General features: G+C 53.6%; 13 protein-coding genes. 7 read left to right on the forward strand and 6 right to left on the reverse strand.

What is annotated here, in order from left to right; translation table 11 throughout:
* The first annotated feature begins 78 nt into the window (after positions 1-78).
* The gene (locus tag JIN85_RS12475) at positions 79-984 is read left to right on the forward strand and encodes a lytic transglycosylase (protein ID WP_200271168.1); all 906 of its coding nucleotides are present in this window, start codon (positions 79-81) and stop codon (positions 982-984) included.
* A 139-nt stretch (positions 985-1123) separates the two neighbouring features.
* Here the strand turns inward: JIN85_RS12475 and JIN85_RS12480 are convergent, their stop codons facing one another.
* A complete protein-coding gene (locus JIN85_RS12480; protein WP_200271170.1) occupies positions 1124-2041 on the reverse strand; it encodes an endonuclease/exonuclease/phosphatase family protein in 918 nt (305 codons plus the stop codon).
* Between the two features lie 56 nt (positions 2042-2097).
* Positions 2098-2670, reverse strand: coding sequence for a L,D-transpeptidase family protein (locus JIN85_RS12485; protein WP_200271172.1), 573 nt, complete (start codon positions 2668-2670; stop codon positions 2098-2100).
* Positions 2671-2744: 74 nt separating this feature from the next.
* Between JIN85_RS12485 and JIN85_RS12490 the strand changes: the two genes are divergently transcribed.
* Complete coding sequence (locus JIN85_RS12490; RefSeq protein ID WP_200271174.1) at positions 2745-3500, forward strand: metalloprotease; 756 nt, start codon at positions 2745-2747, stop codon at positions 3498-3500.
* Here the strand turns inward: JIN85_RS12490 and JIN85_RS12495 are convergent, their stop codons facing one another.
* Positions 3501-4241, reverse strand: a complete 741-nt coding sequence (locus tag JIN85_RS12495) for a sulfite exporter TauE/SafE family protein (RefSeq protein WP_200271176.1) — start codon at positions 4239-4241, stop codon at positions 3501-3503.
* 59 nt (positions 4242-4300) lie between these two features.
* Between JIN85_RS12495 and JIN85_RS12500 the strand changes: the two genes are divergently transcribed.
* The gene (locus JIN85_RS12500) at positions 4301-6088 is read left to right on the forward strand and encodes an ABC transporter ATP-binding protein (RefSeq protein WP_200271178.1); all 1788 of its coding nucleotides are present in this window, start codon (positions 4301-4303) and stop codon (positions 6086-6088) included.
* Positions 6089-6099: 11 nt separating this feature from the next.
* Positions 6100-6402, forward strand: coding sequence for a hypothetical protein (locus JIN85_RS12505; RefSeq protein ID WP_200271180.1), 303 nt, complete (start codon positions 6100-6102; stop codon positions 6400-6402).
* A gap of 7 nt (positions 6403-6409) precedes the next feature.
* Here JIN85_RS12505 and JIN85_RS12510 read toward each other — a convergent pair whose 3' ends face one another.
* Together JIN85_RS12510 and JIN85_RS12515 are read right to left on the reverse strand one after the other, a co-directional pair.
* Complete coding sequence (locus tag JIN85_RS12510) at positions 6410-6901, reverse strand: ankyrin repeat domain-containing protein (protein WP_200271182.1); 492 nt, start codon at positions 6899-6901, stop codon at positions 6410-6412.
* Between the two features lie 54 nt (positions 6902-6955).
* The gene (locus tag JIN85_RS12515) at positions 6956-8452 is read right to left on the reverse strand and encodes a catalase (RefSeq protein ID WP_200271184.1); all 1497 of its coding nucleotides are present in this window, start codon (positions 8450-8452) and stop codon (positions 6956-6958) included.
* Positions 8453-8570: 118 nt separating this feature from the next.
* Here JIN85_RS12515 and JIN85_RS12520 point away from each other — a divergent pair, with 118 nt between their 5' ends.
* Positions 8571-9476 (forward strand): LysR family transcriptional regulator, encoded by a 906-nt coding sequence (locus tag JIN85_RS12520; protein WP_200271186.1) that lies wholly within the window; start codon positions 8571-8573, stop codon positions 9474-9476.
* 84 nt (positions 9477-9560) lie between these two features.
* The gene (locus JIN85_RS12525) at positions 9561-10877 is read left to right on the forward strand and encodes a hypothetical protein (protein WP_200271188.1); all 1317 of its coding nucleotides are present in this window, start codon (positions 9561-9563) and stop codon (positions 10875-10877) included.
* On the opposite strand, the gene JIN85_RS12530 is transcribed toward JIN85_RS12525, so the two are convergent.
* Positions 10822-11727: a phytoene/squalene synthase family protein gene (locus JIN85_RS12530; protein ID WP_200271190.1), complete on the reverse strand. Its 906-nt coding sequence runs from the start codon at positions 11725-11727 to the stop codon at positions 10822-10824. The two genes, JIN85_RS12525 and JIN85_RS12530, sit on opposite strands and share 56 nt — an antisense overlap.
* Positions 11728-11827: 100 nt before the next feature.
* On the opposite strand from JIN85_RS12530, the gene JIN85_RS12535 reads away from it, so the two are divergent.
* The gene (locus JIN85_RS12535; RefSeq protein ID WP_200271192.1) at positions 11828-12388 is read left to right on the forward strand and encodes a hypothetical protein; all 561 of its coding nucleotides are present in this window, start codon (positions 11828-11830) and stop codon (positions 12386-12388) included.
* The last annotated feature ends 114 nt before the right edge of the window (positions 12389-12502 follow it).

Consider the following 12502-nt stretch of genomic DNA (forward strand, 5'->3'; position numbering starts at 1 on the left):
TAACGGAAGGCATTTGAGTGCTTAAGAAATGTAAAATTTCACTTGATCCTAACCATAAATTTTGAAAAATACCTTCTCATGAAATCCCCGATCTGGCTCGCAGCCTCCGCCATGTTGCTCACCGCCCCTCTCGGACTTTCCAAGACCGAGCTCGAAACGCTCCGCTCCCTTTGCAACGAACAGGAACGCCAGATTCATCAGCTGGAAGAGGAGAACGCCCACCTGCGCCTGCTTGCGGGTGAAAAGGCGAAACCACGCCTTGAAGAAAACTCGCGTGGCCCCAGCGACTCGACCCGGAGCGAACCGTCCTCCAGTGGAAAAGGTCAGTCTTACACCATTCGTTCGGGTGACACCCTGGCTGCCATCGCTCGCAAATACGGCACGACCGTCAATCAGCTGACCAAAGCCAACGGCATCAAAAATGCCGGCCTCATCAGCGTCGGCCAAGTCATCGTCATCCCACAAGCGAGCCCTGCGCCACAAAACGCATCTGCTCCCGCCGCTCCCGCTCCATCCCATCAAGCTGCGGATCAGGATGACATTTACATCATCAAACCAGGCGAAACCTTTTACAGCATCGCCAAGGCCCACGGCATGTCGACGGACACGCTGATGGCTGCCAATCCTGGAGTGAAAGCCTCCCAGTTGAGAACAGGTCAAAAGCTGCATCTTGGCCGCGCCACCAGCAGCCAGCAGATCGCTAAAGCTGAGAAACCTGCACCAGCTCCAGCACCGCAAGCACCATCTTCCCCCGCACCTGCCAAAGAAGCCTCCCGTCAGGAAGCCAAAACATCCACCGCCCAATCAACGGGTGGCCAGCCAGCCATCCGATCCATCACGGTCAATGGAGAAATGACCTATGGCGAAGTCGCCAACAAGTATGGTGTTGATGTTGGACGTTTGAACGACCTCAACGGACTCAATTTTGCAGATGCAACCCTCCTGGCCAAAGGTTCGGAACTTTATATTCCCGCCCAGCCATAAGCGAATCCGCCTTTGACCAATTGGGAAGAACTGTGCCCGCCCGGTAACCAATCCGGGCGGGCTCTATCGTTTTCCGAATACGAGGTTCGGCAGATTGATCCTGATTTCGTAAGATACGACCTGCCGGAACCTTCAGAAATCACTTCCAATCGACCTCGACCAGCACCGGAAAGTGATCGGATGGCAGACGGGCTTCGTAGTTTTTGAAAACCACCTCACCTGGGAAATTTCCAGAACGTTCACCGGTCTGGTCGCCTGCTGGAGTGCGGTAGGTATCGGTGAGAATGCCATATTTTTTGGCATCAAACTCCTTGGTTAGAAAAACATGATCGATGCGGCTGTCTGTCATCGAGTTCACATCAAAGCGATTGGCCGTTCCGTTAAGCGCGAGCCGCAATGGGGCAACCTCATACGAATCGCGCAGAATGCTGGAATCATGGAGGACTTTGTAACTTTCACTGGTTTGATCCACATTGAAATCACCGCAAAGAATGGCCGGCGTGTTTTTGGCAATCCGCTGGATGCGCTGAATCAGCAAGTTCGCACTTTGCTTCCGGGCTTCCACTCCGCGGTGATCGAAATGAACGCTGAGATAATAAAACTTTTTGCCGCTCTCTTTGTCCTGAAACTCCGCCCAGCCGCAAATCCGTGGCAGCGCAGCATCCCATCCCTTGCCGGGTTGTTCCGGGTTTTCCGATAACCAGAACAAGCCCTCGTTGAGTTTTTTGAACTTATCGGCGCGGTAAAAGATTGCGATGTTCTCCCCAGCCTCTTTTCCATCGTCACGGCCGTGAGCGGTGCATTCATACTCAGGCAGCAACTTTTCCAGATCGTGGATCTGATGGATGTATCCCTCCTGCGTGCCAACGATATCGAAACCGTGAAACCGGATCATACCGGCGATGACTGGGGCACGTTGTTCCCAACCATTACCAGCTTTCGCATCAGCCGGATTGTCGTAACGAATGTTATACGTCCCGACGTTCATCGCCTGAGCCGTGGTGGAAACGTAGAATGCGGCCAGTCCGGAAAGAACAGCTTTCAAGGTGTAGTGCATTCCACTTGGAAGCGCCTCGGCGGCCCAAAGTCAAATGCCATCCCCGGAAAGTCCTGTTAGGCGGATATTTTAACCGGTGTCCCCACCTTGACCGCATCAAATGCCTTCGGGACAAAATCATGCGGCAAGCGGATGCAACCGTGTGATGATGGCTGACCGGGTTTGGGGATGATCCCCCCATGCATGCCAACTCCGTAATTCGTGAGGCGCATCCAGTAAGGCATGGGAGCAGGAACGTAGCGGGCTCCCGCCGGAACAGGATCGTCATACCGAGCGTCCCCATCGATCACCTCACCGGCAGCATTTTCCATCCAACCATAACGATTCGAATGCTTGTCCACGATCTTTTCCGTAATCTGGTAGCTACCCGGAGTCGTTGCATGCCCTTCTTTGCCGGTCGTGACATAGGTCCAACCAATTTCTTGCCCACCCCGATTGAAGCGTGCGATTTGCTCCGACAAACTGATGTCGACAGAAACCTCACCTGGCCCGCCATCATCGTGCCACTCATACATAACTTGCTGGGCTCTGGGCGGATTGGACGGACTTCCGAGCGGTCCGCATGAGACCAGCACAACGCTGGCCGCCAGCCCCGCGATGCGGGCAATAATCGAGATTGTTGGAATCATTTGGTCGAGGGAGGTCAAGTCATGCAATTGGTTCTGAGAAATGGAACCCATCAGATAATTTCGATTCTCTACGAGTGAAATATCTTCAGGTCAAGTGGACGTTATCAGGTGCGCACCTGATTGATCAGCCTCATGATCGCCACGCTCTTGCACATCAATTCATTCTGACCTACGGCTTTCCGCGCATGATTCGTTTTAAGATTTTCGGCATCCCCGTGAACGTTCAGCCGTTCTTTTGGATCACCATGGCAATTTTGGGAACGTCCTTCCTCCCATCATCCACCCCCGAGAAGGACACGATTTTATTGATTGGCCTGTTCGTCCTTGCCGGATTTGTGTCGATCATGATCCATGAGTTGGGTCATGCCTTGATGGTTAGATACTTCGGACTTCCCACCGCGATCACACTTCACACCTTTGGCGGGTTTGCCACCTACCCTGCCGGGATTCTTTCGCGGCCCAAAAGTTTTCTGGTCACTGCTGGAGGCCCTGGCCTGCAGATACTCTTCGCCTTCTTAGCCAGCCTGGTTTTGAACAATCCATTGATCACGGAGAACCAGAATCTGACTTTCTTCATCAGTGTCCTTTACAAAATCAGCTTATTCTGGGCGCTCTTGAATTTGCTACCAGTTCTTCCATTGGATGGAGGTCAGCTACTTCATGCGCTTCTTGGTCCTGCGCGTATCCGGCTGACACTTTACATCAGCATCGGCTTTGCCCTGCTAGGAGCGATCTTACTTTCCCAGGTCGGCTTTATGATATTCCCGATCTATTTGATTTTCATGGCTTGGGAATCCTGGAAAACTCTGCAAATCAATAGTCCGCGCTGATCACCAGATCAACAAGCGCAGCCCGGCGACTAACGAAAACACGATCACCATCCAGGCAAAAACGGCCTGTGGAACGTGCTTGATCAGCCAACGGCCTGCTATCACTCCGGCAATCACGCCCGGAAGAAGCTTCGCGTTATCCACCAAGCTCGCAGTCGTTATCAAATCCAGCCCGGCATTGAACGGAACCTTGATAAGATTGATCAAAAGGAAAAAGCGCGCGCTGATTCCGATCAATTCCATCTTCGGAATGTTCTTGCCTAACAAATACAGTTGAACGACAGGCCCCGCAGCATTGGCCAGCATGGAGGCGAAGCCTCCGAACGTTCCGGTCACGAGGCCGAAGCCACGAGAATGCGCGACTCTTTCGAAACGTTCCGGATCGAGGCGACGGAATCCTTGGATACCGACCATGAGCAGGATGCAACCTCCGATCAAACGACGCGCCAAGTGATCATTGATCGCCCCTAACAACAACCATCCCGCCAAGATTCCGAACAATGCCGGGCCTAACAATTTCCACACCGGCTTCCAGGAACCATGATTGATGAAGGCCGGATAGGCCATGAAATCCGCCACGATCATCAATGGCAAGGCAACACCTACGGAGGTCTTCGCTCCATAAACATCCGCCAAAATGAAAACACCGATGAGGGATATTCCACTAAAGCCCGTTTTCGCGAGACCTATACAAATCGCCGCAAACAAAGCCAGTGCGTAGGTCCATGGATCAGAAAGCATCTGCCAGACAGCTTGATCAGGAATCGTCCCAGCGCCAATCCTGAACATTCTCCAGCCTCATGCTGCATTACCGCATTGGCAGCAACGATCTGCATGATACAAACGCTACCATGATCCCCCGCATCCTGCGCCACACACTGCGATTTCCCGGGCGAAGTCTGCTCTCCTTGGTCATGGCCGTGATCTGCACCTCGCTGGTGCTGGTCCTACCAGGAATTACCATGCGCTTTATCGATGTGATCATTGCTCAAAATCGCCCCGATCTGATCCTTCCTACGGCAGGCATCGGAGTTGCAGCGATCCTAGCGCGCCAATTGCTGTTTTCCCTGCGGACTTTTTTCAACAACATCCTCGAGCTCAAACTGACTCACCTCATCCGCCTGGAACTTTATTCAAAACTCCAACGTTTGCCGGTGAAGTGGTTCGATGTGAATTCTTCGGGCGAGATCATGTCGAGAGTAGCCGATGACGTCCCGACCATGGATCGGGTCATCGTGGAAGGCATCGATCAGGCATTCGCCGCCATTCTCCAATTTCTCATCGTCATCGGCTACATGGTTTGGTTTTCCTGGCGCCTTACCTTGGTTGTGCTGCTACCACTGCCATTCATCGCCGCGATCACTTGGTGGTGGAGCCGCCATTCGGAGAAAAAATGGCGTGCATCTTCCGAGGCTTCATCCGCACTGAACGCGCTGCTTCACGACCACTTATCTGGCATCCGGCAAATCAAGGCATATACGGTCGAGCCCGAAGCACTGCACGACTTTGGGCAAGCCTCCCTGCAGGTCGGTGAAAAGCATCTCACGGTGATGCGTGGTCAAGCCGTGGTTTGGCCAGCAGTTTCATTCATTGCAGAATCCGGAATCATCTTGATGGTGGCCTTCGGCGCCTGGTGGGCATTGCACGGACAGATTTCACCCGGCGTCGTGATTTCATTTCTCGTCGCCTGGGGATTTTTGTTCGATCCCATTTCCCGCATCAATCCGCTCAGCCAAACCTTTTCAAAAGGAGTCGTCGCGGCCAAACGTGTGTTCGCCATCCTCGACATGCCGGATGAAAGCCATCTAACAGAAGGGCTCCGTCCAAGCACCATTCAAGGAGAAATCCGATTTGAAGATGTTTCATTTCATTATTCGGAAGACAGCCCGGCCGTTTCCCATTTGAATCTAACCGCGCGACCGGGCCAGACCATTGCCTTGGTAGGTGCCACTGGAGCTGGCAAATCCACGGTGCTGAATTTGCTGACCCGGTTTTATGAGCCCACATCCGGCAGAATTCTGCTGGACGGCGTCCCGCTGGAAGACCTTTCGAAAGAATGGCTGCGCGATCAAATGGGCTACGTGACCCAGGATAACTTTCTTTTCAACGCAAGCCTGCGTGAGAATTTGAAGCTAGCCAAAAGCGATGCGACCGATGAGCAAATCTGGTCCGCGCTCCAGTCGGCAAATGCAGCCGATTTCGTCCGCGCATTGCCGGAAGGATTGGACACCGTGGCCGGTGAGCGCGGTATTCGATTTTCAGGTGGTGAAAAACAACGCTTGTCAATCGCCCGAGCCCTGCTGAAAAACCCGCCGCTCCTCCTGTTAGACGAGGCTACTTCGGCACTGGACAATCAAACCGAACGGATGGTTCAGCAAGCACTCGAAAATCTGCGGAGCGATCGAACGTGCTTTGTCATTGCCCACCGGCTCTCTACCGTTCAGAAGGCCCACCTCATCTGCGTGTTGGATCAGGGAAAACTGGTCGAACAAGGCACTCATCAACAACTCTTTGCCCAGGGCGGTGTTTATCGCAAACTGAGCGAAGCGACTCTAACAACATCAACTACAAAAGAACCCATCCCCTAATACCTTTTACCATGGAAACCGTTGTCCAGCTAAACGAAGAAGAAACCCCCAGCACGATTTCCGAAGTTCTCTCCGCACTGCGTAAACAGAAACTCGAACCACGCCATGAGGCCAAATCCTGGGGAGATTGGATTCACCTTAGCGGCTACCGCACCGTAATCAGCATCGAGTCTAATCGTGGTCTGAGCAGCAGCGCGACGATTGAGCATGGAGAAAACGAAGAATCAGGAGAACCCATCCCCGCCATCTTTCGCGCATTTGGCAGCCTCGGCTGGCACGGCATCGATGACGAAGGTGAGTTTCCTCTCGGTTGATTCAACTTCAGCGGCGGATCATTTTGCGGATCAAACGACTTGTCCGCGATAGAAACACCAAGCGTCGCCGTTTGTGCGACGCGGAAACCGATTCCAGATACCTGACGATTTCGGTGTGGCCGAATAGAGCGGCGAAATCGATGGGGCGCCGCCCCCCGCCCTGGTCAGCGGCGGCATCCGCCCCGTGTTCGACCAACAGTTTGGCAAGATCAGGATAGCCTTTGAAGGCCACGCCAGCCAAAGGTGTCTGATGTCGATCGTTCCGCTGATCGGGATCGGCACCTTGTTCTAACAAAAGCCGCGCGGTTTCAGCGTTGCCATGGTAAGTCGCCAACATCAGCAAGCTGTTGCCCTTTTCATCGGACAGTCCGATCGGCAAGCCGGCATCCAGCATTGGCCGCAGCATTTCCGTATCGCCTTTCCGCGCGGCATCAAGCGCCATTGCCTGAAGCTCGGCGTAACGGTTCTCCTCCTCAGCAGTTAGAGTTGCAGTCATCATTGGAACGAAAACCGGCGGAGCCTCTTGCGAAACCCCGCCGGTGCCATTTGGGGATTACGCGTTTGCTGGTGCAGGAAGCGGTTCTTCCTGAACGGAAATGTTATTGGTGTTTTGCGTCAATTTCAACGCAGCCCGGACTCCTTCGCCATAAGCCGGATCGGCTTTATCGAAATGAGCTAGTTGCCGGTCGATGATGAATTGTGGAACCCCACCCATTGCTTCCGCGATGTTCGAGCAAAGCTGGCGCTTCTGCTCATTGCTCATGAGACGGAACAGGTTGCCTGGCTGGGTGTAGTCATCGTTGCCTTCACGATGGTTGTAGCGGTCTGCATCGCCGGAAATTGCCAACGGTGGCTCGTCGAAACGATGGTCCTGTTGAGGTCCGCTAAAGCTATTAGGTTCGTAGTAGGCATCGCTGGACCGACTATAGCCCGCATTCATCGGACCATCTGCGTGGTAGGTGTTGACCCCGCTCTTCGGACGATTCACCGGAAGCGCTTCATACCAGGTGCCGACGCGATAGCGATGGGCATCCGCATAGGAAAAGATCCGCGCTTGCAGCATCTTGTCCGGCGAGAAACCGATACCCGGAACAATGTTCGATGGACTAAATGCCGATTGCTCGATTTCCTGGAAGTAATTCTCCGGATTTCGATTCAACTCCAAAACACCCACATCGATCAAAGGATAATCGGCATGTGGCCAGACTTTGGTAAGGTCAAATGGATTGATGTGATAGGTTTCCGCATCCTTCTCAGGCATGATCTGCACCTTCATGTCCCACTTCGGAAAATCTCCGCGTTCAATCGCTTCGTAGAGATCCTTTTGGGAGGACTCGCGATCTTTCGCGATGACTTGCTCGCCCTCGGCGTTGGTCATGGTCTTGATGCCTTGCTGGGTCTTGAAGTGGAACTTCACCCAAAATCTTTCGTTATCGGCATTGATGAACGAGAACGTGTGAGACCCGTAGCCATTGGTATGGCGGTAGCCGATTGGCAGTCCGCGATCTGACATCAGGATCGTCACCTGATGCAGTGACTCAGGACTGAGCGACCAGAAATCCCACATCGCAGTCGCGCTGCGCATGTTGGTGCGTGGATGACGTTTTTGAGTGTGAATGAAATCGGGGAATTTCAATGGATCCCGAACGAAGAACACCGGAGTATTGTTTCCGACCAAGTCCCAGTTCCCCTCATCCGTGTAAAACTTCAGAGCCCAGCCGCGCACATCGCGCTCCGCATCTGCGGCACCGCGCTCGCCGGCAACCGTTGAAAAACGGAGCAAGCACTCGGTTGTTTTACCGACTTCACCAAAAATCTTCGCCTTGGTGTATTTGGTGATGTCATGAGTGATGGTGAGGGTTCCGAATGCTCCGGAACCTTTGGCATGGACGGTTCGTTCCGGGATGCGCTCGCGGTTTTGATGGGCGAGTTTCTCAATCAGCTGATAATCTTGCATCAGCAACGGACCGCGTGGCCCCGCGCTCATCGAGTTCTGGTTGTCGGCAATCGGGTTGCCGCCGGTGGTGGTCATTTGTTTCGGATCAGACATGATTGGTTGGCTTGGGTTTGGGTAAATTGCTACCCAGGAAAATAGCAGGTGAAATGCGATTGGTTAACTATTTGGTTTTAATACTTGCCATTGGTTTTACCTATCGCAGAATTCCGATATGGAACTGCGCCAACTGGAGTATTTCGTCGCAATCGCCAAGGAAGGATCCCTGACGACCGCGGCAAAAGTTTGTCGCATCGCGCAGCCGTCACTCAGCCAGCAACTGCGAGCCTTGGAAGAAGAATTCGGCGAGCCCTTGATGCATCGCAAACCGCGCGGAGTCGAACCCACCGCCGCAGGAAAAATCCTGCTGGAACATGCCGAGCGCCTGCTGGACGAAGCCAGGCGCCTGCGCGAACGCTTCGAGCAACGGCGGGAATCTCACGAAGGCCGTGTGATTTTCGGCGTCATCCCGACCCTCGCCCCCTACCTACTGCCAAAAATTCTGCGCCCCTTCCGCGATGCCTACCCCAAGGTCGAAGTTCAAGTTCGCGAAGCCCTGACCAACGGCCTGATCCAGCAAGTTGTCGATGGATCAATCGAGTTCGCGATTCTCAGTGACGTCCTCGATCAGGATCGCAAGAAGTGGTCGCTGCACGTGAAAGAGTTGTTCCGCGAACCCTTGTTGCTAGCGTTGCCCACGGGCCATTCCTTAGCTCGCAGCGTGCGCGGACCGCGGCCGGATCAGCTTTCATCGGAAGATTTGATCCACTTGAAAGACGGTCACTGCCTGACCGATCGCACCCTCAAGGTCTGCCGCCTGACACGGTTTGATCAAAAATTGGAATGCGACCAGTTGGAAACCGCGCTCGCCATGGTCGCCGCAGGAATGGGCATCGCCGTCGTGCCGGAACTGGCCGCCCGCTCCCATTCAAAAACTGGCGTAACGTTCAAACGCTTTGGAAATCCGGTTCCAGAACGGACGGTCAGCATCATGCGCCGCCGGTCGAGCGATCTCTCGAAGCCCGCCAAGGAATTGCTCAACCTGCTGCAGCATATCCCAGCGGAATGGAGCGGTGCCTGACCCTGTTGAGCTTTTGTAAATTCGGCGTAAAGCAAACGAAGTCGCTTTTCTGCGGTGTCCGATCGGACTATCGACAGGATTGCTATGAATGCACTTCAATTGATCACCACCGCCGGACTTTTGTTCGCGCAAGCGTCATTCGGCTTTGAAATCCACGAATGGGGCACCTTCACCACGGTATCCGGATCGGATGGAAAATTACTAACAGGTCTGCAACGCGAGGAAGAATCGCTGCCCGCATTCGTCCATTCGCATTACGGATTTGAGAATGGCAACCCGGTCGACAAGTCGAAAATCATGGAAATTCTTTCCACTCACGGCTACGTGCCATTCGCTCCCGGCAACAAGGGTTTCGGCAGCCGACCATTATCCGGGGTAACCGTGAAAATGGAAACACCGGTAATCTATTTTTACTCGGACGAATCCTTTCGCGCCCACGTCGAGGTCGGATTTAACGGCGGCACCATCAGCCAGTGGTATCCATCGCGCAGCGGTGGTGAGACACCGCCCGAACCCAAACCGCTCCCGCCAAACCAAGTTGCCAACGGAAAGATCAATGTCCTCAGGGATTGGTCGCTCGACTTCTCAAAGGGCTGGAATGGGTCGATCCAATGGGACGTTGATGTGCTTTCCCGCGAAGCATCTGCCAAGACTGTTTTGTTCCAGCCTGAGGACACGCTCAACTGGGAACGGGCACGAGTTCCCGATGCAAATGTGGTTCGAACCGACGTGGGTGAGATTGAAAATTATCTATTTTACCGCGGCATCGGCAACTTTGACCCTGGTCTCAAGCTCACCGTCACGGCCGATGAATCACTCCACCTCGAGAACCAAAGCGGCGGCAAAATTCCCTTCCTGCTGATCTTCGAAAAACTCGCGGACGGTTCGACTCGTTGGAAAGCGTTCGACCAAGGGATGGATTCGTCCCAGCGCCTCAGTTGTCCGGTGGATGAGATCGCCATCGACGACAACGCATTTCCCCAAGCGATCTATAACTCCATGCGCGACGGACTGGCTGGATGCGGACTAACCGATCACGAAGCGAATGCCATGGTTCAAACGTGGTGGAACAGCTACTTCGCCACGCCGGGCTTGCGCGTGTTCTGGGTGCTGCCCGATGCCGCTACCCATCGAATTCTGCCGCTCAAAGTAAGCCCGAAACCGGAATCCATTACCAGAGTCCTCGTAGGTCGATCCGAAGTGCTGCGTCCCGGCCGGGAGAAACAATGGCTGCAGCTCGCCAAGTCCGAAGACTCGGCCGCAAAAAACCAATGGTTCCAATTCGTTCAAAATGACCGATTTGGACTGGCGATCGAGGCCAGAATCAGCGATCTCCAAAAATCTCTTAACGAAAAAGCGACTGCAGCAGCAGCCCATAAACCTGCCGTCGAGGCACCTTGATGCGATTCTGAAGTTCGCTCCAACTAGCGCCCTTCATTCGACTCAATGTCTCTGCCGCAATCCGTGCCGGCAGCACACTGGCCATGCGCAGTCGCCGCGATTTCAACTCTCGCCCATACTCCTCCCCATCACCGATCCACTGCGATGCTCGCTCCAACCATCGGGCATGCATCGCCATCAGTTGAGGAATGTCCTGCGGATTTTCCACCGGAAGGTAGCAGCGCCCTGCTGCCAGATCTTCTGGCAGATCCCGCAGGATGTTCACCAACTGAAGCCCCTTGCCATAACGAATCCCCTTTTCTAACAAACCGGAAATAGGCGATCCCGAAAAGCGATCGCCCAGGGTCAGATGTCCAAGTTTGGTCCAAAACGCTCCCACACATCCGGCCACATGCCAGGTGTAGTTCTCCAGCTCAGCTTCATCTGTTAGAGCAACTGGCTCACTCGCCGAAGCGTTCGCAAACCGTTCCAGATCGAACCGCTGGCCTGCGATGATGGTCGACACCACTTCCTCGATCAACTCGCGCTCATCACTCACGATCGACCAATACCATTTCAAAATTTCATCGCTGCGCTGGAACAAAGCTCTTTCGCTCGGACTCAGTTGTTTCATTAAATTCGGAGACCACTTGAGTCCTTCATCAGAAACCACTGCAGCTGAAAATCGCTCCAACCATTGTAATCTCAGATCCACGGGTAACCCTGCCGTGTCCGCGATCGTATCGCTGGTCCGAGCCAGCAGATAGCCAATACTCGTTCCCGTCCGCATTTCGCGAGGCAGTAGCCGCAAGCTCAAATAGAACGAGCGCGAAACCTCCTTCAGCACCGACTTTCCGAGATTGCTTTCCACTCGGAACAATCAATCAGGTCCGTCCAAGTCGGACAAGAGTGCGTAAGCATCCCAACTTTTAAATTTGCCCTGGTAGCTGATTATTTCGAGGGTTGGCTTCATGAAAAAGATTCTCCTGCGCCTCAAATGGTCCATCTTGTTACTGGTCATTGCCTTTGGATTCTTCGGTACATTTGCGGTTTCATTTATCAAAATATTAACTCCGACTGATACCATGATCATCGCACCGGGAACGACAGCCGTGCAGGTCACGGAACCGGGTGAGTATGTGCTTTGGGCCTACACCAGTGTGATGGAAAACGGGACGATCAGAGAGTATCCGCTGGCCTTGCCAGATGGTGCTAAATTTGAACTCAGTGACCCTGATGGTATTAGCGTCAATGATCTGTCTGCCTATACCTATGCGACCCGGAGTGTGAATGCTACGTCATTTTCCTCATTAGCGAAGGTCACACTAAACAAGCTCGGAACCTACAATTTGACGGTGAGCGGTTTTGACGAACCTCGTCCGCTTTCGTTCGCCCAAAACCTCATGAGTCCGAAGCATTTCATCTCACTCTTCGGATTAGTTGGAGCAGGATTTATCTTCCTACTCAGTGCGGTCGCAACCTGCCTTTACAGCCTGCTGAAAAAGCCAACTCCGCCACCACTTCCGCGCTGAGCTCTAGCGTTGGCTTGAGCGATATCCCGTGCCAGACCCCACGCATTGGATACCCTAGTACCATCACAGGTTGTTAGAAAAGCGACTTCGAAGCTTGTCACTTCGTTAACAAAA

Source organism: Luteolibacter pohnpeiensis (assembly GCF_016595435.1).
GTDB classification, from domain to species: domain Bacteria; phylum Verrucomicrobiota; class Verrucomicrobiia; order Verrucomicrobiales; family Akkermansiaceae; genus Luteolibacter; species Luteolibacter pohnpeiensis.